Raw genomic sequence first — 20,273 nt, forward strand, 5'->3', positions numbered from 1 at the left:
TTATAAATTAATTAATTCATTTAAATTAATTGCTCCGCCAATAGCTGGTATATCCTTCTTGTAACCAAGAGTTCTAAGCAAACCGTTATATTCTCCTCCTCTTGCTAATTCGATAATTTTAGAATTTCTTTTTACATAAGCTAAAAAAACTACGCCTGTATAATAATCTGTGTTTCTTCCAAAATTAGTTTTAAAATTAATAGAGTATTTCTTTCCTATATCTTTATCTATTGCGCTAATTTTCTTTAAATAATTCTTAATAGATAAGTTGCTTAATTTATTTTTTGAAAAAAAAGATGATATTATACTTTCTGCTTTCTTAATTGAGGTGTTGATGTTTAAAAAATCTCTAATAATTTTAACATTTCTTTTACCTTTATAATCATCTCTGGGGTCTTTAATTTTTTTATTGAAACGTTTGATAATCTCAGAAACTGCTCTTCCTCCAATTAAACTACTCTGATCAAGTTTTTCTAAATCTTTAAGTCTTTTTGTATCTAATTTAATTGCTTGCTGATCTAGATCGTAATTTGTCTCTAATCTTTTGAGCATATCTTCAAAATATTCTCTTCTAGAAAAATTTTTTACTAATCTTAATTTCCATCTAGCTGGAAGTTCTAAAGATTCTATTAAAATTTTAAATAAGCCAACGTCGCCTAAAATCACTTCTAAATTTTTAATTTTTTTTAGTGGTTCTAATATAGAGTTAATTAAAATATTTTCTGATTTATTGTTATTAGAATTTATGATTTCACATCCTATTTGATCAAAAACTTTTAGATCTCCATCTTTATCTAGTCTATAAGCACTGCCATAGTAACAATACTTTTCTTCTTTATTTTTTTTTTCCTGAATATATTTTAATGCTGTTGATACTGTTAAATCAGGACGTAAACTTATTTCTTTTCCAAATAAATCTTTATAAGTTAATGTGAATTTTTTAAATTGTTCTCCTGATCGCTCAGTTAACAAACTAGTATCAATTAAAAGGTCTAAATCTGTAAAATTAAATTTATTTTTTTTAAAATAATTTAATATTTTTTTAGAAAGTTCCTCCTTTAATTTTTTTTTTTCTAAACCCTGTTTCATTATACAATCTCATTCAAAAGTTTATCTAAAGCTACTGTTTTTTGTGATCCAGAGTAATCTTTCCAATCATCTCTATCTTTAAGAGAGTCAGACATTTGCTTGCCAATTTCTAAGTTTTTAATTGTAACTAAATTCTTACTTACTTCATCATCACCACACAGAATGACATAATTACATCCTCGTTTGTCTGCATACTTTAATTGTGATTTTATATTTGCGCTTCCTGAATAAATTTCAGCACTAATATTTTTTGTTCTTAGTAAATTTAAAATATTCACATAATAATCCATGTATTTTTCATCAAAAACACATATTAAGATTGGAGTTTTTTTTTCAACTTTAATTTTATTTTTTTGGAGAATTACATAAATTAACCGATCAAGACCAACTGAAATACCTGTGGAGGGACACTCTTGGTTGTTAAAACGTTTTACAAGATCATCATATCTACCACCGCCACCTATTGAACCAAATTCAATCTCTTCTCCTTTGTTATTTTTAATACCAAATGTAAGATTGGCCTCAAAAATTGGGCCTGTATAATACTCAAGTCCTCTAACAACAGTCGGATCGAAAATAAAATTATCAAATTTTAGTAATGAAAAATATTTTTTTATTAAAGTAAGTTCATTTACTCCATCTAGTATAGTTTGATTATTTGCAGCGATTTTTTGTATTCTTGCAAAATTATCATCAGAAAGATTTTTTATACTTAAAAAATCAATTATTTCTCTAATTTGAGTTTCATCTAACTCGGCCCCTTTAGTAAAATCCCCAGATTTATCTTTTCTACCCTTTCCTAAAAGATATTGAACACCCTCTAACCCAACTCTATCTAGCTTATCAATCGCTCTTAGTGCTATTGACTGTTTATCTTCATCTTTAATATTTAGCTTTTCTAGTAATCCTTTGGTTAATTTGCGGTTAGAAATTTTAATTATAAATTCTTTTTTTGTTAAACCGCAACCAATTAAGATCTCAGAGATCAAACAACATAATTCTGCATCAGCAAATAAATTATTTGTTCCTATATAGTCTGCATCAAATTGTATAAACTCTCTAAGTCTTCCAGGGCCCGGCTTTTCATTTCTCCAAACTGTTCCTAGTTGATACCTTTTAAAAGGTCTTGGAAGGTTATTAAAATTTTTAGCTGCATATCTAGCTAATGGAGCTGTTAAGTCATATCGTAAAGAGAGCCATTTTTTATCATCTTCGAAAGAAAAAACTCCCTCCGATGGTCTATCTTTATCAGGCAAAAATTTACCAATACTATCGGTAAATTCGAAACTAGGCGTTTCAAGATATTGAAAGCCGTATTTAACCATGACCTTTTTAATATTAAAAATTAAAAGATCTCTAGCTAATAACTCCTCTTCTTGCCTGTCTATAAAACCTGCTGGTAACTCACTGCTAGGTTTAAAAGTTTTTTTATTCATTAATTTGGTACAGCTGGGTGGATTCGAACCACCGACATCTGGTTCCACAAACCAGCGCTCTAACCAACTGAGCTACAGCTGCATGTTTTTTGTTTATAATATTATTTTGTTTTTAAATATATAATTCTAATAGCTAAGCGCATGCTCAGCATGAGGATGATGTCTGTGAGTAGATATATATTTTTTTATCATTTCAATTAGGGGTTGATTATCAATCTGATAATGAAATTGCAAATAAAAAATGGTGGTCTGAGCTGGAATTGAACCAGCGACACAAGCCTTTTCAGGGCTCTGCTCTACCAACTGAGCTACCAGACCACGGGACATTCTTTTTTCACAAAACAATTTATTAATCAATTAAAATTATTGAAAAAATTTTAAGTTAACTGTTAAAATAACCCTAAATAATAAATTCAGAAAATTTTTCTTTATTCTTTAGTATATATTCTGGAAAACTGCTATCTAGTTGCACTTTTTGAAAAAAAATATTTCTATTAAAAATATCTTTATTATTATTAATATTATTTTTGATTGTCTCTAAATCAGTAATTTGCTGTTTATTAAACTCTCCGTGAGCGAAACTTTCTACTTTAAGCTTAATCTTTTCAGGACTCATCAAATATGAAAAATGCCAACCTCCATCTTTAATAAAATCTGGGTTAGTAAAGAATCTATGTACCTGCCAAAACTTAATTCTTTTTATAGTTTTATATCTTAATTCTTGTGGAGAGTTTAAAAATTTTTTTTTGATAATTCTAGAGCCGGGCCAATTGATTCCTGTCTGTAAATTTAACTTGTATTGATAAAATTTTTGATAAAAGATTGTACATTTATTTGCATTAAAATTTTTTAGTTTTTTTAAATTAGGTATTTCATCTACATCTGAGACTATAATTAAATCATTTTCAGATGCCTCGTGAATACCTCTTGTAATTTGATTTCTTTGATAATTCTCTCTAACAAAATTTTCATGATATTTTACTTTTTCTTTAATAAAAGAATTTACTTTGACTGGCATATCTTCAACTACTACATAATTAATCTTATTCTTAAATTTAGAAAAATTATTTATATCAAAATTTAATTTTTTCTCTCTACCAGCATGATCTTTTGTTGCTTCAACAATAACAAATTTATCAACAAAATCATTTAATATATTAAGTCTTAAATCCAAAATTAAATCTTCATTAAAATATGTAAAGCAATCAAAAATCATTTACAGAGTCTAAATAATTATATTTTCTGAATTAAGTAAATTATAAGTTTCAAATAAAGGCAAACCAACAACATTCGAATATGAACCGTTAATTCTTTTGATAAATTTTTCAGCATAACCTTGTATGGCATAACCCCCCGCTTTATCATTCCACTCATTAGTTGATAAATATTCCTCAATCTCTTGAGGGTCTAATCTTTTAAAAGTAACTTTTGTTAAAACTTTTTTAATTTTGATTAAGTTTTTTTTTGCCAAACATACACACGTCAAAACGTTATGCTTTCTTCCTGAAAAGAAAGCTAAAAATTTTTTAGCCTCCTCTTTATCCTTTGGTTTTAAAAATATTTTATTACTACAAAAAACAATAGTATCAGCTGACAAAATAAATTCTTCTGGATATTTTTCTAAAGCTTTAAGAGCTTTATTTTTTGCAATTCTAATGCAATATTTTTTAGGATTCTCTTTACTAATTATATCTTCATTAATTTCTGAAGAGTAAGTTATTTTTGGGAAAATTTTTATATTCTTAAGAAGTTCTATTCTTCTTGGAGATGCAGAGGCTAAAACAAAACTATGTTTTGTTTCATTCATTACTTAAATCTAAAAATAATCCTGCCTTTAGTTAAATCATATGGCGTAACTTCAACCATAACTTCATCTCCAGCTAAAACTCTGATCCTGTTTTTTCTCATTTTTCCGGCTGTATGAGCTAACACTTCGTGATTATTTTCTAATTTTACTCTAAACATAGCATTAGGTAACAACTCAGTTACCAAACCCTTGAATTCCAACATCTCTTCTTTTGCCATATTTAACTAATTCTAATTCTAATTGATTGAGAGTGAGCAAATAAACCCTCATAATTTGCTAGCTGTATAGCTGATCTTCCTATTTTTTCAAGGCCTTGTTTACTCATTTTAATAACTGAGGTTTTTTTATAAAAATCATACACAGATAAACCTGAAGCAAATCTTGCTGATCCAGCCGTTGGTAAAACATGATTTGGTCCAGCTAAATAATCTCCTATGGCTTCAGGCGAATTTTCTCCTAAAAAAATTGATCCAGCGTTTTTAATTTGTTTCGCCAAGGTTGAATTATTCTTAGTTTTAATCTCAAGATGTTCAGGTGCTATCTCATTTACAACACTAATGACTTCTTTAAAATTTTTACAAACTATAATTGCACTATTATTATCGATTGCTTTTTTAGCTATTTGTTTTCTCGGTAAAACGTCTAAAAATTTATAAATCTTATTTTTAACTTCAAGGCCGAATTTCAAATTTGTTGTAACTAATATTGCTTGAGATAATTCATCATGTTCGGCTTGTGATAATAAATCTATAGCTGTTAATGTTGAGTTATTATCCTCATTTGCAACCACTGTAATTTCAGAAGGTCCAGCGACCATGTCTATGCCTACCTCACCAAAAACTTCTTTTTTAGCTGCGGTTACAAAAATATTACCAGGTCCTACAATTTTATCCACTTTGGAAACAGTATTTGTTCCATAAGTAAAGGCTCCAATTGCTTGAGCCCCACCTATTTTATAAATTTTTTTAATACCGCATATTTTAGCAGCATAAACAACACCAGCGTTAATTTTATTATTAGGCGTTGGCATACATAAGGTTATATTTTTTACGCCTGCAACAATTGCTGGAATAGCATTCATTATAACCGAGCTTGGGTAGCTAGCTGTTCCTCCTGGAATATATATTCCAACTCTATTTAATGGAGAAACTCTATAAGCTAATTCATTTTGGTATTTATCAAAATATTTGTAACTTTTAATTGATTGTTTTACGTGAAAGTCCTTGACCCTTTCGAACGCAAGTTTAATAGAACTTTTTACTGATGGATCTAAATTTCTTATAACTTTATTAATTTCTTTATCACTTAAAATTATATTTTTCTTTGACACTAAACTTTTATCAAATTTCTTTTGATAATATATAATGGCATCATCCCCCCTAGTTTTAACATCTTTAAGAATTTTTTTAACAATATTTACTTTATTAGAAAAGTTAGATTTTCTATTCCGAGAAACAAAATCTAAATCTTTTAAAAAACTTTTCTTGTTAAACTTTATAACTTTCATATTAAATCTTGTGCTTTGGTTTATAATTGGTCTCCCATGTTTTTCCAAAGTCCTCTAGAGAAGACTCTACTTCTTCAGCTTTAACTAACAAAATACTATCTCCAGAAAAAATTAATCTTATATCAAAATAATTATTTTTAATCTCTGTTTTGATTGCAAGAAACTCAAGTATCTTAGTCTTTTTTTTTGGATTTATTCCTTTTGATTTAACCATCAAAACATTGTCAAAAACTAGAGCGCTACGTATTCTTTTATTTCCTCTAAAAATACCTTTTTCAGCGTCTTCCCACATAAAACGATTAAATACGCAAATGAGTTTTTTAGTTTTAGGTAAAAATTTTATATCATTTGCAACAATTACTGAATCTTGCAGATAAGCTGAAAAAACATTTAAATCATGCACATCTTCTGCCAACAATTTAAGCTTAGTAATATTTTCTTTAGTCATTTACTCTTTTAATGTTAGCACCACATAAATTAAGTTTTTTTTCTAGTTTACTGTAGCCTCTATCTAAATGGTAAATTCTATTAATTGTTGTGGTACCAGTTGCAGATAAAGCGGCCAAAACTAAACTTACAGAAGCTCTTAAATCTGTTGCCATTACTTCTGCGCTATTTAAATTTTTAATCCCATTAATTACGGCCTTTTGTTTTTTTATTTTAATATCCGCTCCCATTCTCATTAATTCTGAAACATGAAGAAATCTATTTTCAAATATCTCTTCATTTATGACTGATGATCCTTTAATTTGAGTAGCTAGAGCCATAAACTGAGCCTGCATATCCGTTGGAAATCCAGGATAAGGTTTTGTGATAATTTTAAATGGTTTTAATTTACGTTTTCTAAAAATAACAAAAGAATCTTTAAAAATTTTTATATTTGCCCCTATTTTTTTTAAAACATTAAATATATTTTTTAAATGTTCATTATTAACTTTTTTAATTAATAACTTACCATTAGTTATCAGTGCTGCAACTGCATAGGTTGCTGCTTCTATTCTATCTGGAATAATTCTGTATCTTACTGGATATAAAAATTTTACTCCTTTTATAATAATTTTTCTTTGAGAATTATATTCAATATCTGCTCCACATTTATTTAAAAAATTAATTAAATCTATAATCTCTGGCTCTATTGCAGCATTACTGATTTTAGTTATTCCTTTAGCAAGAACAGCTGCAATAATAATGCTTTCTGTTGCACCAACCGAAATTGAAGGAAATTTTATATTAGAACCTGATAAACCTTTTGGAGCAATTGCATCAATATAACCATTTTTAACATTAATTTTTGCACCAAGTTTTTTTAAAGCTTCCAAATGCAAATTCACAGGTCTTGCTCCTATTGAGCATCCACCTGGTAAAGAAACTCTAGCTTTACCAAATTTTGCTAATAATGGAGCTAAAACTAAAACACCAGCCCTCATAGTTCTCATAATCGAATATGGAGCAAAATATTTATTTTTATTTTTATTTGATATTTTTAATATTTCTTTTTCTTCGTTAAATTCAACTTCTCTTCCTAAAACTTTTATTAAATTAATTAAAGTGAAGATATCCCTAACTTTAGGAACATTCTCAAAATGAACTAAGTCATCAAATAATAATGACGATATAATAATAGGAAGACTTGCGTTTTTAGAGCCTGAAATAACTACTTCACCAGAGAGTTTTTTTCCTCCCTTAATTAATAGTTTCTGCATATTTAGATTTTTGGAAGAGTAACACCTTTTTGCTTCATATATTTTCCTTTTTTATCAGCATATGAAGTTTCTGGTTCTTGATCACCTTTTAAAAAAATAAACTGGCAAGCTCCTTCGTTAGCATAAATTTTTGCAGGCAATGTTGTTGTATTTGAAAATTCAAGAGTTACATGCCCTTCCCACTCTGGTTCTAAAGGAGTAACATTGACAATTATTCCGCATCTCGCATAAGTACTTTTGCCAAGACAAATTACCAAAACATCTCTAGGGATCTTAAAATATTCAACTGTTCTAGCGAGCGCAAATGAATTGGGTGGTATTATGCAAACATCAGTTTTTCTTGTTACAAAACTATTTTTTGAGAATTTTTTAGGATCAACTAATGCAGAGTCTATATTTGTAAATATCTTGAACTCATTAGAAACCCTTGCATCATATCCATAAGATGAAAGTCCATAGGAAATTTTATTTTTTCTTTGTTGATTTTTAACAAAAGGACTTATCATTTTTTTTTCTAAGGACATTTTTTTTATCCAATGATCAGATAAAACACTCATGATTTTCTTTCTTTAATTTTTTTTAAAAACTCTTTTCTTTTTTTTAAATTTTCTCGAAGGGCGTGTGAAAGACGTTCTTTCTTTAAATCTTTTTGATTATTAATCATCAAAATCAAACGCGAACTATTTATTTGGATTTGTTAGATCATCCAAAGTAATAGGCTTATTAATATCGTGCATTTCTTGTTCTGGTTCTTTTGTAGGTATGGTTGAGGCTCTTTTGGCTTTTCTTAAGGCAAGACGTTCTTTTCTCTTCGCTTCTTTAAGCATAGCTCTTTCTCCACGTTTAGACTTGTAATCATAATGAATACCCATGGGTGAGCCTCCTCCATCAAAAAAATCTAGATTTTAAACTTTTTTTAAATTTACAGCAGATGGACCTTTTTTTCCATCCTCGATATCAAATGTAAGAACATCTCCTTCATCAAGATAATCAATTCCTGCATCTTTAACAGCCGACATATGAACGAATACGTCTTTTTGTTTGTCGTCTCTCTCAATAAAACCGTAGCCTTTGCTACCGTTGAACCACTTTACTTTACCTTTTATACTACTCATCTTGCTTTATATTTACTTTCTTTATTATGTTGTTCAATTTGAACACTATTATTCAAAGTGAGACTTGTGTTTAATAGGTATAATAGTCCGTTGTCAAGATTCCAAGATATAGCTTATTTTTCTGGCTAATTTCCTGACAATTTTAATGAAGTTATTTAACTAAAAAATTTTACATAAAAACAGGTATAAATTAGATATTTATTTACAATTTTATTACGCCCACATAGCTTAGTTGGTAGAGCACTTCCATGGTAAGGAAGAGGTAGCCAGTTCGATTCTGGCTGTGGGCGCCAATTATAAGATATATAAATTATCAACGAATGAATCTTATAAATCAAAAAATAAATAGATTTTTGAGTAGTAAAAAAATTCTTAAAATAATATTTTATTATCATAAACTATTTGGAGAAGTAAATATCGGCAACATAGGATTTGACTTTTCAAATAAACCTTCAAGATTAGAAATAGTTTTAGAAATAATTAAAAAGAAAAAATTTAGCACTTACTTAGAAATTGGTTGTTTTGATAATCAACTTTTTAATCATATTAATATTAATAAAACTGGTGTTGACCCATTTAAAGGTGGAAATATAAAATTGAAAAGTGATGAATTTTTTAAAAATAATAAAAAAAAATATGATTGCATATTTATAGATGGATTGCATACTTATGAACAAGTTAAAAAAGATATCGTTAACTCGATTAATTGTGTTAATGAAAATGGAATTATACTTATACACGACTGCCTACCAAATAATGTGTATGAGCAAAATGTTCCTAGGAGCACTTATATTTGGAATGGAGACGTATGGAAAGCTATCGTTGAAATGAGAACAAAAGAAGACTTTCAGACTTATGTAATAAATGCTGACTATGGAATTGGAGTTATTTTAAAAAAAAAAAATCAAAATTTAATTAAAATAAATGAAACAAACTTTAAAAAATTAAAATTTAAAGATTTTTTTTATAATTATAAAAACTGGATGAACATTATTGAATATGAAGAATTTATAAATTTATTTTAATTTATTTTTTCGAATGGTCTAAAATTTGAAGGTTTAGATAATACTGAATTTAAAATTCCTTTGAACTCAGCTAAAGCAAACTGAAATTTCAAACTATCTCTTAATAAAAATTTATAAATGATAATTTTTTTGACACTTCTTAAAAAATTTGGAAATATTTTTCTTAAAGCAAAAAAAAAACCATAATGTTTTTTAAAAAAAAAAAATTTAGACCAACTGTAATGCCAATTTCTTGACAAAGTAACTTCCAACGAAAAAGATTTATTTACAGAACAAGTGCCTTCATGAGTAAACTTAATATTTTTAGATACTAACATTTTTTTTTTGTTATCAAAAATTCTTTTACAAAAGTCTAAATTTTCAAAGTACATAAAAAAATTTTCATCAAAATAACCTATATTTTCGATTTCTTTTTTATTAATAATAAAACTATTATCAATCCACTCAACTTCTAATATATTTTTAAAACCATCTGTTTCGTCTAATTTTTTATAGAAATTTTTATGGATTGTTTCATCTAAATAAGTTGGTGCAAACAAGGCAAAGTTTTTGATTTTTTTTGCTTCGATATATAACTTATCGATACTATGATTAGTAATATTAATATCAGGTGAGTTAATCATCACATAGTCGGTTTTTGAGTCTTTAATTCCTAAATTCATACCTGCGGCCCAGCCTAAATTTTCTTTTGGTATTATAATTTTTACATGCGAGTATTTTTCCTCAATTTCTTTTTTAAACTCAAAATTTCTAGCGTTATCAACAATTATGATAGGAAATTTTTTATCAATCTCTAAAATATGTCTTTTAATGTGATGCTCACTGTGGAAAGAAAGAAAAACTATTGTCAGCATTTTAAATTAAAAATACCCTCTCATATATAGATGTCTATTTTATTAAGATAGTTAAAATATCAATTATTTATACTTCAATAAATAGTTGTGAGTTATTGTTTTATAAAATTAAAAACAGTATAAATTTCATTGCAAATGATTGAAATAAAAGTTCCTGACATTGGTGATTTTAAAAATGTTGAAATTATTGAAGTCTTAGTAAAAGAAGGTGATCAGATTAAAAAGAATGATCCTATTCTAACACTAGAAAGCGATAAATCTAGTGTAGAGGTACCATCTCCGTTTGATGGAAAAATTGCTAGTTTAAAAGTAAAAGTTGGGGATAAAGTTTCACAAGGATCATTAATTGCAACACTTAGTAATGGCGTATCCTCAAATATACCTCAAGAAAAATCTATATTACCAGAGACAGAAAAAATCATTCAAGAAGCTGAAAAAGCTTTAAAAAAAATAGATCCTGAAAAAAAAATTATTAAAGAGGAACTAAGGCAAAATTTTAAGACAAAAGTTGAGTTCAAAAAATTTACTAATTATTCCAATGAACAAGATAATATCGGCGATGTAGATCCTCAGGAAACTATTGAATGGATTGACTCATTAAATGGTGTTGTTGAAAGAGACGGACCAAAAAGAGCTAATTATCTTTTAGGTAAATTAATTAACCAAGCTTATATTTCCGGTTCAAATTTACCCTATAATCAAAAAACACCTTATATAAATACAATCCCCAGAGAAATGGAAGTAAAGTCTCCTGGAGATCAGGTTATAGAAAATAAAATTAGATCTCTAATTAGATGGAACGCTGCATGTATGGTTGTGCGCGCTAACAAAAAGCTTCCAGAACTTGGCGGACATATTGCAACCTTTGCCTCTGCAGCAACTTTGTATGATGTCGGGTTTAATCATTTTTGGAAAGCTCAAAATGAGAAAAACTTAGGAGACTTAATTTATTTTCAAGGTCACTGTTCTCCAGGAATTTATGCGAGATCTTTCCTCGAAGGGAGAATAACAACAAAACAATTAGAAAATTTTAGACAAGAAGTTGATGGTGGAGGATTATCTTCCTATCCTCACCCATGGTTAATGCCGAACTACTGGCAATTTCCAACTGTATCTATGGGTCTTGGCCCTATTATGTCAATTTATCAAGCTAGATTTATGAAATATTTGCAAAATAGATCTTTAATAGAAGATCAAAATAGAAAAGTCTGGGCTTTTTTAGGAGATGGAGAAATGGATGAGCCTGAGTCAACGGGAGCCATTAGTTTAGCTGCTAGAGAAAAATTAGATAACTTAATATTTGTAATAAATTGCAATCTTCAAAGACTAGATGGGCCTGTGAGAGGAAATGGAAAAATAATTCAAGAAATGGAAGGATTATTTAGGGGAGCCGGCTGGAATGTAATAAAAGTTATTTGGGGATCTTATTGGGATCCTCTTCTTGCAAAAGATAAAACAGGTCTTTTATTAAAAAGAATGGAAGAATGTGTTGATGGTGAATATCAAGCATTCAAAGCAAAAGGGGGAGCTTATGTTAGAAGCCATTTCTTTGGAAAATACCCTGAATTAAGAGAATTAGTTTCAAATATGACAGATGAGGATATTTGGAAACTTAACAGAGGAGGTCACGATCCTCATAAAGTATATGCGGCGTATCATGCAGCCCAAAATCATAAAGGATCTCCAACAGTAATTATAGCTAAAACCATTAAAGGTTATGGAATGGGTAAAAGTGGCGAAAGTATAAACACGACACACCAACAAAAAAAATTAGATGTCAATGATATGTACTATTTTAGGGATCGATTTAATATTCCAATTACAGATAAACAAGTTGAAAACTTGGAATTTTATAAACCTGATGAAAAATCAGAGGAAATTCAATACATTAAAGAAAGAAGAAAACAGCTTGGGGGTTTTATACCAACGAGAAGAACTAAAACAAAAGCTCTAAAAACTCCAGCAAATGAATTTTTTGAATCTTCATATCTAGATTCTGGAGATAGAGAATTATCAACAACTATGGCGCTTGTAAGTATACTTACTAAAATTTTAAGAGACAAAGAGTATTCATCAAGATTAGTTCCTATAATTCCAGATGAAGCTAGAACTTTTGGAATGGAGGGATTTTTTCAAAAAATTGGAATTTATGCTCATGAAGGCCAAAAATATGAGCCCGTGGACTCTGAACAATTAAGTTCATATCGTGAGGATAAGAGCGGGCAGGTATTAGAAGAAGGGATCACAGAAGCAGGCGCTATGTCTTCGTGGATAGCCGCAGGAACATCTTACTCAAATCATAATATTGAAATGATTCCTATATATCTTTTTTATTCAATGTTTGGTTTTCAAAGAATTGGTGACTTTGCTTGGGCAGCAGGTGATGCCCAATGTAGAGGATTTTTAATTGGAGCTACGTCTGGAAGAACCACTCTAGCTGGTGAAGGATTACAACACCAAGATGGACACAGTTTAATTATGGCTTCTACTATTCCAAATTGTGTAAGTTATGATCCAACTTTTTCATATGAGTTAGCAGTTATATTTGAGGATGGATTAAAAAGAATGCATGAGAAACAAGAAAATGTTTTTTATTACATAACAACTTTAAATGAAAATTATAAACATCCGGCTATGCCAAAGGGTGTGAAAAAAGAGGACATCTTAAAAGGTATGTATTTATTTAAAGAGATTAATAATAAAGGAAAAACTAAAGTTCAATTACTTGGATCTGGAGCAATATTAAACGAGGTAATAAGAGCAGCAGAAATATTAAGCTCTGATTTTGGAATTGACTCTGATATTTGGAGTGTAACTAGTTTTAATGAATTAAGAAAAGATGCAATAGAAATTGAAAGAAAAAATTTACTAAACCCAGATAAAAAACCAGAAAAAACTTATATAGAAAAATGTTTTGAAAAGAGAACGGGACCTTTTATAGCAGCAACAGACTATATTAGAACATTATCAGAGGGAATTAGAAACTACGTACCAGGAACTTATGTAACTTTGGGAACAGATGGATTTGGAAGAAGCGATACGAGAAAAAATTTAAGAAAATTTTTTGAGGTTAATAAAGAATTTATTGTTTATTCAACATTAAGCACTTTAGTAAAAGAACAAAAAATTGCATCAAAAGTAGCCACTGATGCGATGAAAAAATATAATATAGATCCTAAAAAACCTATCCCAACTAAACTATAGTTCAAAATGGCTAAAATTGTTGATTTAGTTGTTCCTAATATTGGTGATTTTAAAAATGTAGAAATTATAGAAATTCTTATATCAGAAAACCAAAATATAAAAAAAAATGATGGAATAATTACTTTGGAAAGTGACAAATCAAGTGTTGAAGTTCCCTCTCAGTTTTCAGGTAAAATTAAAACGATCAAAGTTAAAATTGGAGATAAAATTTCTGAAGGAGATAAAATTGGAGAGATAGAAATAACTTCTGATGAGATGACTCATGAGCAGGAATCTGTCAGTAAAGAAATTAAAATACAAGAGGAAAATAAATCCTACAAAGACAATGATACCTCTTTTTTAAAAATTCCAAATCTTGGCTCTGGAAAAGACTTATTTGTTACTGAAATTCTTATTAAAAAAGATCAGCTTGTTAAAATTGATGACATTGTATTACTCATTGAAGATGAAGAAAACGCTTACGAAATTCCATCACCAATATCAGGAATTGTAAAGAATATAACGCTTAAAGAAGGAGAAAAAATTAGAGTTGGTGACTCAATTGCAGAAATCGTAAATCAGAATTTAAAAACAGAAATAAAAAGTAAACCTATTATTGAAAATATTATTTCAAATAATAATCAATATCAAAACATAAAAAGCGCAAGTCCAAAAATTAGAAAATTTGCAAGAGAACTAGGTGTAGATATTCAGTTAGTTGAGGGAAGCGCAAGAAAAGGTAGAATTCTTGAGGAAGATATTAAAAAATTTATTAAAGGATCTTTAAGTAATAAAAATATTAAAGAAGAAGTAGTAAAAAAAATAGAAATAAAAGAAGAAAGACTTCCCTATGAGCACGGGGAATTTGGTGAAATTGATATACAAAAAATACCAAGAATTAAAAGGCTTTCAGGACCACATTTAGTAAAGGCCTGGAATGAAATCCCACATGTTACCCAATTTGATGAAATTGATGTAACGGATATGGAGCACTTTAGAAAAAATTTAATTGATCTTAATACAAAAGAGAAAATTACTATTACTCCCCTTGCTTTTATTATGAAAGCACTAGTTAACGGGATGAAAAAATATCCTAATTTTAATTGCTCACTTGAGCCATCTAGTGAGAATATTATTTATAAAAAATATTATCACATTGGAATTGCTGTTGACACTCCGCATGGTCTAATGGTTCCAAAAATTAGAAACATTGATCAAAAAGATCTACTAACCTTAAGCAATGAACTTAGAAAAATTAGTAAATTAAGTAAGGAACTTAAAATCGATAAAAAAGAATTTTTTGGAGGATCAATGACGATATCAAGTCTTGGTGGAATTGGGGGGAGTTTTTTTACTCCGATTATAAACAGTCCAGAGGTTGCAATTATAGGAATAGGAAAAACAGAAACAAAACAAATATTTATTGATGGAAAATTCATACCAAGAGCAATGATGCCAATATCACTATCTTACGATCATAGAATAATTGATGGCGCGGAAGCTGCTAGATTTTGTCAAGATCTGAAACATAGTCTTGGAAAAAACTTTGCTTTTAATTTATCATTTTAGAAATGATAAATGGCTATTGTTTAGAAAAATACTATCCTGTAAAAAAAATATTTGAAGATTATTTTTTAAAAGAAAGGGAAATAGGGGCTTCTTTTGCAATTTATAAAGAAGGCAAACCATTAATAGATTTATATGGTGGTCTTAAAAATAAAAATAATAAGAGTTGGGAAGAAAATACTATTGTAAATATATTTTCAGCCACAAAAGGTATTTACGAAATTATTGTTTCAATTCTAATTGATCAAAACATTTTAGATTTAGAAAAATCTGTTAGTTATTATTGGACTGCTTTTAAAGAAAGTAATAAAAGAGAAATTAAACTAAAACATATTCTATCTCATCAATCAGGACTGTATAGATTTAAAAAAAAAATTACACAAAAAGATCTATTAGACTGGAATAAAATCATAACTATATTAGAAAATCAGGAGCCAGATCATCCATGTGGAGAAAAAACTTACTATCATGCAAAAACACACGGATTTTTAATTGGCGAAATTATAAAAAAAACAACAGGAAAAACCTTAGGAGAATTAATTTTTGAATTATTGTCTAAAAAACTAAAATTGGATTTTTTTATTGGAACTCCACAAAAAAAACTATCGAATATTGCCTTTCTCTACGAGGAAAAAACTGAAAAAAAATTATTATCTGAATTTAATGCATTTAATAATCCTGGGCACGAAATAAATTTTTATAATAAAGAAGATTGGCAGATGGCAGAAATTCCTTCAATGAATGGACATGGAAATGCTAGATCTATTGCTAAAATTTATGATATTTTTGTAAATGATCTAATATTAGAGAAAAATATTTTATTATCAAAATCCTCAATTAAAAAATGTTTAACCGAAAGCATTAGTAGAATTGACGGAAGTTTAATGATGCCAATTAGATGGTCTAATGTGGGATTAATACTTCGTGGTGGGTGGTTATTTGGGAAGTATAAGGAGTCCTTTGGTCATAATGGTTGGGGCGGATCATTAGGGTTTGCTGATCCAAATTTAGGAATTGGTGTTGCTTACACTACAAATAAAATTAATCCCACTATGGGTTCTGATTTACGAATTATTAATTTACTTAAAGAATTTTATAAATTGCATTAAATATTGTCTGGCCTAAGCCAAGAACGCTTCCTTAAAAAAGCATTAAATAAACCATTAAGTCTATAATAATGAATTAAAATTTTTTTTTTATTGAAAAATAATAACCCAATAAATAATTTAAATAATGATGACAAGAATTTATTAAAAATGACTTTATATGCAATAAAAAATCCGAAATGTTTATAATTAAAATAAAACAAGGACCACATCCAATGCCAATTTCTACACAGCTCAATATTTAAATTATTTTCTGTTGCCTGCTTAGCAAAATGTTGAACTTTTGATTTCTTGACAAGAAAAATTTTTCCACCACTATTTTTTATTCTTTTACAAAGATCTATTTCTTCTAAGAAGAGAAAGAAATTCTCATCAAATATTTTTTCAAATATAACTTTTTTTAAATTTATTAACATTGCAAAACCCTTGACATAATCTACTTCTATAATTTCGTCATGATAATTATTATTTTGCTCTGAAAAAAAACCGTAATTATCGAAAGTATTAGGTGCTAAAACTGAAAAATTATCCTGTAGTATAAGCTGAGCATTATATAGCTCTTTTAAAGTATTTTCTTGTAAACGCACATCTGGATTTAATATGAAAACATATTTCGTATTTACTTTGGATATTCCTAGATTATTACCTTTTCCATAACCTAAATTTTCTTTAGCAATTACAACTTCAACATTTAAAAACTTATTTTCTAGATAATTTTTGAAATTGCTATTGTCTGAATTTTCAACAACAATAATCTTTATGCTAGAATTAATACTTTTAATACACTTTTCTATTACATGACCACTTTTAAAACAAACTATAACAAAGGTTATATTTTTTTCAAAATTATTCATTAATTTAAGGTATAAAGTATTTTACAATAAATATATAAAATATTTATAAACGTTAAATTTAAAAAATGAAAAAAGTTATTATAACTGGAGGATTAGGATTTATAGGCAGTAATCTTATTAATATTCTTAAAAATAAATATTTTATTATTAACATAGATAAAGTAACTTATGCTTCAAATTTTAATAATATTAATCCCTACATAAAAAACTATAGATTTTATAAAGCAGATATTAACGATAAAATTTTTATAAAAAATATTTTAAAAAAGTATAACCCATCTATAATTTTTAATCTTGCTGCCGAAACTCATGTTGATAGATCAATTGACGGACCTGAAAAGTTCATAAAAAGTAATATTCTCGGTGTTTTTAATCTTCTTGAGTCAATTAGAAATTACCAAAAAAAAATCAAATTAATACATATCTCAACTGATGAAGTATATGGAGATGTTAAAAAAAATTATAAATCAAAAGAAGAGGATGCGTATAGACCTAGTTCACCTTATTCTGCCACCAAAGCAAGTGGTGATCTTTTGATAAAATCTTATATTCGGACGTATAAAATTCCAGCTATAATAACTAATTGTTGTAATAACTTTGGACCAAACCAATATCCAGAAAAACTTATACCAACAATAATTTATAATATATTAAATCAAAAACCTATTCCTATTTATGGAAAAGGACAGAATATAAGAGAGTGGATTTATGTTGAAGATCATTGTGATGCTCTTATCAGAATTGCAGAAGATGGAATTATTGGAGAAAATTATAATATTGGTAGCGGAGTCCTATTAAATAATATTGATATTGCAAAAAAAATAATATTTGCCATTAAAAAAATAATCCATCACTCAAATATTATAAGTAAAATAAAACTTGTTCGGGATAGACCGGGTCACGATCTACGATATTCTTTAAATTCCACTAAAATAAAAAATCAGTTAAAATGGGAGTGCAAATCAAGTTTTAAAGAGAGAATTAACGAAACAATTGTGTGGTATATAAATAAATTTAAAACTAACCATTTTAAGAATGATGATTTCAAATACCGCACGGGACTTAAAATATGATTAAAAAAGGAATAATATTAGCTGGCGGAAGCGGTTCAAGATTAAGTCCATTGACCAAGATAGTTAATAAGCAACTTCTACCTTTGTATGATAAACCATTAATATTTTATCCACTATCAATTTTAATGCTTACTGAAATAAGAAATATATTAATTATTCATAATCCAAATGATGAAAGTAATTTCAGAAAAATATTAGGAGATGGATCAGGTTTTGGAATAAAAATTCAGTATAAAATACAGGATAAGCCAAACGGTTTACCAGAAGCTTTTATAGTAGGTGAAGAATTTATAAAAAAAGAAAGCGTAGCTTTAATACTTGGAGACAATTTTTTTTATGGACAGGGTTTTTCTAAAAGACTTAAAAATTTTGCAAAAAATAATTTTGGATCAACAATTTTTACTTATTCTGTAAACAATCCAAAAGACTACGGTATTGTAGAAACTCATAGAAATAAAATATTAAATATCAAAGAAAAACCAAAAAAAACATCATCTAAACAAGCAATAACTGGTCTATATTTTTTTGATAGCAATGTTGTAAATTTTTCAAAAAAATTAAAACCTTCAAAAAGAAATGAATTAGAAATAGTTGATTTAATAAAAATCTATTTAAAAAATAAAAAACTTAAAGTAGAGGAAATTGGAAGAGGTAGCGCATGGATGGATACTGGCAGTATTGATGGACTTTTCGAAACATCGCAATTCATCTCGAGCATAGAAAAGAGGCAAGGTCAAAAAATTGCTTGCTTGGAAGAAATAGCTCTAAATAAGAAATGGATATCGAGATCTTCAATTAAAAAACAAATTAATTTTTATGGGAATTGCGAATACTCAAGATATCTAAAAAAGTTAATTTAACATATTTTAACTTAAAAAATTTTTTTAAGAACTATAATCAATTATTTCCTCTAAGATTTTTTCTAGAGAATACTTAAATTTAAAGTTTTTATAGTCTGCTTTAAATTTTTTGATATCAGTAATGTACCATTTATGATCACCAACTCTTGATTCTTTGTTTACAATATATTTGAAGTCAATATTAGAAATTTTCTGAACTTTTTCTATAGCTTCTAATATTGAACAACTATTTTTTCTAGTGCCGCCAATATTATAAACTTCACCTTTTTTTGGGTTATTGAAAAAATGCCAAAAACAATTTACTAAATCATAACTATGAATATTGTCTCTAACTTGTTTGCCCTTAAAACCAAAAATGTTGTAAACAGATTTTGATAAATTAACTTTAACTAAATAATTCAAAAAACCATGAAGTTCTGCTCCCGATTGTTGCGGACCTGTAATACATCCGGCTCGAAAGACTCCCGTTTTTAAACCTATATTTTTACCATACTCCTGTACTAATAAATCACCAGAACATTTTGAAACGCCAAATAAACTATGTAACGAATTATCTATTGTCATACTTTCGTTAATTCCCTCATAAAATTTATGATTTTTTTCTAAATCCCATCTCAAATTTTTTTCTTTTAGGTTAATTTTATTTGGCGTATCTCCATATACTTTATTTGTAGAAACAAAAATAAAAACTGCATCGGGACAATATAGTTTTGTTAATTCTAACATATTCAAAGTTCCAACTGCATTAATGGAAAAGTCTACATGAGGCTGCTTAACTGCCCAATCATGTGAAGGTTGAGCAGCAGCATGAATTATTAATCTAATATTTTTTTTAAACTTAGAAAAAATGCTTGTTAATTTTGTATAATTTCTAATATCATAATTATAATGCTTATATTCTTTAAATTTTTTAATTAACTTAATCTTATTTTTGTTAGTACTGGCTTTTTTTCCAAAAAAATAACTTCTAAAATTATTATCTATGCCAACAACATCTAATCCGTTATTTGATAAAAAACTAACAGCTTCTGAGCCCACCAAACCTGAAGAACCTGTTATTAATGCTACACCCATATTAAATAATTCTTTTTTATT

General features: G+C 27.9%; 20 protein-coding genes and 3 tRNA genes. 7 read left to right on the forward strand and 16 right to left on the reverse strand.

Going from position 1 to position 20,273, the window contains the following annotated elements; genetic code table 11:
• The 13 genes from CR143_RS04760 to CR143_RS04820 form a co-directional block, all read right to left on the reverse strand.
• Positions 1–1,089: an ATP phosphoribosyltransferase regulatory subunit gene (locus tag CR143_RS04760; RefSeq protein WP_099340686.1), complete on the reverse strand. Its 1,089-nt coding sequence runs from the start codon at positions 1,087–1,089 to the stop codon at positions 1–3.
• Positions 1,089–2,525 carry a histidine--tRNA ligase gene (gene hisS, locus CR143_RS04765; RefSeq protein WP_099340687.1) on the reverse strand — a complete coding sequence of 479 codons (1,437 nt, stop codon included), beginning with the start codon at positions 2,523–2,525 and terminating at the stop codon, positions 1,089–1,091. The genes CR143_RS04760 and hisS overlap by 1 nt, the downstream gene beginning before the upstream one ends.
• 5 nt (positions 2,526–2,530) lie before the next feature.
• Positions 2,531–2,607: transfer RNA gene (locus CR143_RS04770), tRNA-His, on the reverse strand.
• 160 nt (positions 2,608–2,767) lie between these two features.
• Positions 2,768–2,843: transfer RNA gene (locus tag CR143_RS04775), tRNA-Phe, on the reverse strand.
• Positions 2,844–2,925: 82 nt separating this feature from the next.
• A complete protein-coding gene (locus CR143_RS04780; RefSeq protein ID WP_099340688.1) occupies positions 2,926–3,741 on the reverse strand; it encodes a glycosyltransferase family 17 protein in 816 nt (271 codons plus the stop codon).
• A 9-nt stretch (positions 3,742–3,750) separates the two neighbouring features.
• The gene (locus tag CR143_RS04785) at positions 3,751–4,332 is read right to left on the reverse strand and encodes a Maf family protein (RefSeq protein ID WP_099340689.1); all 582 of its coding nucleotides are present in this window, start codon (positions 4,330–4,332) and stop codon (positions 3,751–3,753) included.
• The gene (gene infA, locus CR143_RS04790) at positions 4,332–4,550 is read right to left on the reverse strand and encodes a translation initiation factor IF-1 (protein WP_017943710.1); all 219 of its coding nucleotides are present in this window, start codon (positions 4,548–4,550) and stop codon (positions 4,332–4,334) included. The genes CR143_RS04785 and infA overlap by 1 nt, the downstream gene beginning before the upstream one ends.
• 2 nt (positions 4,551–4,552) lie before the next feature.
• Entirely contained in the window at positions 4,553–5,839 is a 1,287-nt protein-coding gene (gene hisD / locus CR143_RS04795; protein WP_099340690.1) for a histidinol dehydrogenase, read from the reverse strand.
• A gap of 1 nt (position 5,840) precedes the next feature.
• On the reverse strand, positions 5,841–6,287 hold the full coding sequence (locus CR143_RS04800; RefSeq protein WP_099340691.1) for a DUF2948 family protein: 447 nt from the start codon (positions 6,285–6,287) through the stop codon (positions 5,841–5,843).
• Positions 6,280–7,542, reverse strand: a complete 1,263-nt coding sequence (murA, locus tag CR143_RS04805; protein WP_099340692.1) for a UDP-N-acetylglucosamine 1-carboxyvinyltransferase — start codon at positions 7,540–7,542, stop codon at positions 6,280–6,282. Before murA ends, CR143_RS04800 begins: the two co-directional genes overlap by 8 nt.
• Before the next feature lie 2 nt (positions 7,543–7,544).
• Entirely contained in the window at positions 7,545–8,099 is a 555-nt protein-coding gene (dcd, locus tag CR143_RS04810; protein ID WP_099340693.1) for a dCTP deaminase, read from the reverse strand.
• A 123-nt stretch (positions 8,100–8,222) separates the two neighbouring features.
• Positions 8,223–8,414, reverse strand: a complete 192-nt coding sequence (locus tag CR143_RS04815) for a hypothetical protein (protein WP_099340694.1) — start codon at positions 8,412–8,414, stop codon at positions 8,223–8,225.
• Between the two features lie 33 nt (positions 8,415–8,447).
• Positions 8,448–8,657 carry a cold-shock protein gene (locus CR143_RS04820; RefSeq protein WP_017943717.1) on the reverse strand — a complete coding sequence of 70 codons (210 nt, stop codon included), beginning with the start codon at positions 8,655–8,657 and terminating at the stop codon, positions 8,448–8,450.
• Positions 8,658–8,874: 217 nt separating this feature from the next.
• On the opposite strand from CR143_RS04820, the gene CR143_RS04825 reads away from it, so the two are divergent.
• Positions 8,875–8,950: transfer RNA gene (locus tag CR143_RS04825), tRNA-Thr, on the forward strand.
• A gap of 27 nt (positions 8,951–8,977) precedes the next feature.
• Entirely contained in the window at positions 8,978–9,682 is a 705-nt protein-coding gene (locus CR143_RS04830) for a class I SAM-dependent methyltransferase (protein WP_099340695.1), read from the forward strand.
• On the opposite strand, the gene CR143_RS04835 is transcribed toward CR143_RS04830, so the two are convergent.
• Positions 9,679–10,536 (reverse strand): glycosyltransferase, encoded by an 858-nt coding sequence (locus CR143_RS04835; protein ID WP_099340696.1) that lies wholly within the window; start codon positions 10,534–10,536, stop codon positions 9,679–9,681. The two genes, CR143_RS04830 and CR143_RS04835, sit on opposite strands and share 4 nt — an antisense overlap.
• Before the next feature lie 135 nt (positions 10,537–10,671).
• Here CR143_RS04835 and aceE point away from each other — a divergent pair, with 135 nt between their 5' ends.
• From aceE to CR143_RS04850, 3 genes are read left to right on the forward strand one after another with little or no spacing between them, the layout of a single operon-like run.
• Complete coding sequence (aceE, locus tag CR143_RS04840; protein ID WP_099340697.1) at positions 10,672–13,740, forward strand: pyruvate dehydrogenase (acetyl-transferring), homodimeric type; 3,069 nt, start codon at positions 10,672–10,674, stop codon at positions 13,738–13,740.
• Between the two features lie 6 nt (positions 13,741–13,746).
• A complete protein-coding gene (locus CR143_RS04845; RefSeq protein WP_099340698.1) occupies positions 13,747–15,288 on the forward strand; it encodes a 2-oxo acid dehydrogenase subunit E2 in 1,542 nt (513 codons plus the stop codon).
• Between the two features lie 2 nt (positions 15,289–15,290).
• A complete protein-coding gene (locus tag CR143_RS04850; protein ID WP_099340699.1) occupies positions 15,291–16,394 on the forward strand; it encodes a serine hydrolase domain-containing protein in 1,104 nt (367 codons plus the stop codon).
• Here the strand turns inward: CR143_RS04850 and CR143_RS04855 are convergent.
• A complete protein-coding gene (locus tag CR143_RS04855) occupies positions 16,391–17,245 on the reverse strand; it encodes a glycosyltransferase family 2 protein (RefSeq protein WP_099340700.1) in 855 nt (284 codons plus the stop codon). The genes CR143_RS04850 and CR143_RS04855 overlap by 4 nt on opposite strands.
• 65 nt (positions 17,246–17,310) lie before the next feature.
• On the opposite strand from CR143_RS04855, the gene rfbB reads away from it, so the two are divergent.
• Together rfbB and rfbA are read left to right on the forward strand one after the other, a co-directional pair.
• A complete protein-coding gene (gene rfbB / locus CR143_RS04860) occupies positions 17,311–18,318 on the forward strand; it encodes a dTDP-glucose 4,6-dehydratase (RefSeq protein WP_099340701.1) in 1,008 nt (335 codons plus the stop codon).
• Positions 18,315–19,178 carry a glucose-1-phosphate thymidylyltransferase RfbA gene (gene rfbA / locus CR143_RS04865; RefSeq protein ID WP_099340702.1) on the forward strand — a complete coding sequence of 288 codons (864 nt, stop codon included), beginning with the start codon at positions 18,315–18,317 and terminating at the stop codon, positions 19,176–19,178. The genes rfbB and rfbA overlap by 4 nt, the downstream gene beginning before the upstream one ends.
• Before the next feature lie 24 nt (positions 19,179–19,202).
• Here the strand turns inward: rfbA and CR143_RS04870 are convergent, their stop codons facing one another.
• Positions 19,203–20,252, reverse strand: a complete 1,050-nt coding sequence (locus tag CR143_RS04870; protein WP_099340703.1) for an NAD-dependent epimerase/dehydratase family protein — start codon at positions 20,250–20,252, stop codon at positions 19,203–19,205.
• Between the last annotated feature and the right edge of the window lie 21 nt (positions 20,253–20,273).

This window comes from Candidatus Fonsibacter ubiquis (assembly GCF_002688585.1).
Classification (GTDB): Bacteria; Pseudomonadota; Alphaproteobacteria; order Pelagibacterales; family Pelagibacteraceae; genus Fontibacterium; species Fontibacterium commune.

What these genes read in the sequence shown, in the direction of transcription:
- CR143_RS04815 (WP_099340694.1), bottom strand. Translation starts at nt 8,414, where the DNA reads ATGGGTATTCATTATGATTACAAGTCTAAACGTGGAGAAAGAGCTATG.
- aceE (WP_099340697.1), top strand. Translation starts at nt 10,672, where the DNA reads ATGATTGAAATAAAAGTTCCTGACATTGGTGATTTTAAAAATGTTGAA.
- CR143_RS04785 (WP_099340689.1), bottom strand. Translation starts at nt 4,332, where the DNA reads ATGAATGAAACAAAACATAGTTTTGTTTTAGCCTCTGCATCTCCAAGA.
- CR143_RS04845 (WP_099340698.1), top strand. Translation starts at nt 13,747, where the DNA reads ATGGCTAAAATTGTTGATTTAGTTGTTCCTAATATTGGTGATTTTAAA.
- CR143_RS04800 (WP_099340691.1), bottom strand. Translation starts at nt 6,287, where the DNA reads ATGACTAAAGAAAATATTACTAAGCTTAAATTGTTGGCAGAAGATGTG.
- murA (WP_099340692.1), bottom strand. Translation starts at nt 7,542, where the DNA reads ATGCAGAAACTATTAATTAAGGGAGGAAAAAAACTCTCTGGTGAAGTA.
- CR143_RS04780 (WP_099340688.1), bottom strand. Translation starts at nt 3,741, where the DNA reads ATGATTTTTGATTGCTTTACATATTTTAATGAAGATTTAATTTTGGAT.
- rfbB (WP_099340701.1), top strand. Translation starts at nt 17,311, where the DNA reads ATGAAAAAAGTTATTATAACTGGAGGATTAGGATTTATAGGCAGTAAT.
- CR143_RS04835 (WP_099340696.1), bottom strand. Translation starts at nt 10,536, where the DNA reads ATGCTGACAATAGTTTTTCTTTCTTTCCACAGTGAGCATCACATTAAA.
- hisD (WP_099340690.1), bottom strand. Translation starts at nt 5,839, where the DNA reads ATGAAAGTTATAAAGTTTAACAAGAAAAGTTTTTTAAAAGATTTAGAT.
- CR143_RS04830 (WP_099340695.1), top strand. Translation starts at nt 8,978, where the DNA reads ATGAATCTTATAAATCAAAAAATAAATAGATTTTTGAGTAGTAAAAAA.
- infA (WP_017943710.1), bottom strand. Translation starts at nt 4,550, where the DNA reads ATGGCAAAAGAAGAGATGTTGGAATTCAAGGGTTTGGTAACTGAGTTG.
- hisS (WP_099340687.1), bottom strand. Translation starts at nt 2,525, where the DNA reads ATGAATAAAAAAACTTTTAAACCTAGCAGTGAGTTACCAGCAGGTTTT.
- CR143_RS04855 (WP_099340700.1), bottom strand. Translation starts at nt 17,245, where the DNA reads ATGAATAATTTTGAAAAAAATATAACCTTTGTTATAGTTTGTTTTAAA.
- dcd (WP_099340693.1), bottom strand. Translation starts at nt 8,099, where the DNA reads ATGAGTGTTTTATCTGATCATTGGATAAAAAAAATGTCCTTAGAAAAA.
- CR143_RS04820 (WP_017943717.1), bottom strand. Translation starts at nt 8,657, where the DNA reads ATGAGTAGTATAAAAGGTAAAGTAAAGTGGTTCAACGGTAGCAAAGGC.
- CR143_RS04870 (WP_099340703.1), bottom strand. Translation starts at nt 20,252, where the DNA reads ATGGGTGTAGCATTAATAACAGGTTCTTCAGGTTTGGTGGGCTCAGAA.
- rfbA (WP_099340702.1), top strand. Translation starts at nt 18,315, where the DNA reads ATGATTAAAAAAGGAATAATATTAGCTGGCGGAAGCGGTTCAAGATTA.
- CR143_RS04760 (WP_099340686.1), bottom strand. Translation starts at nt 1,089, where the DNA reads ATGAAACAGGGTTTAGAAAAAAAAAAATTAAAGGAGGAACTTTCTAAA.
- CR143_RS04850 (WP_099340699.1), top strand. Translation starts at nt 15,291, where the DNA reads ATGATAAATGGCTATTGTTTAGAAAAATACTATCCTGTAAAAAAAATA.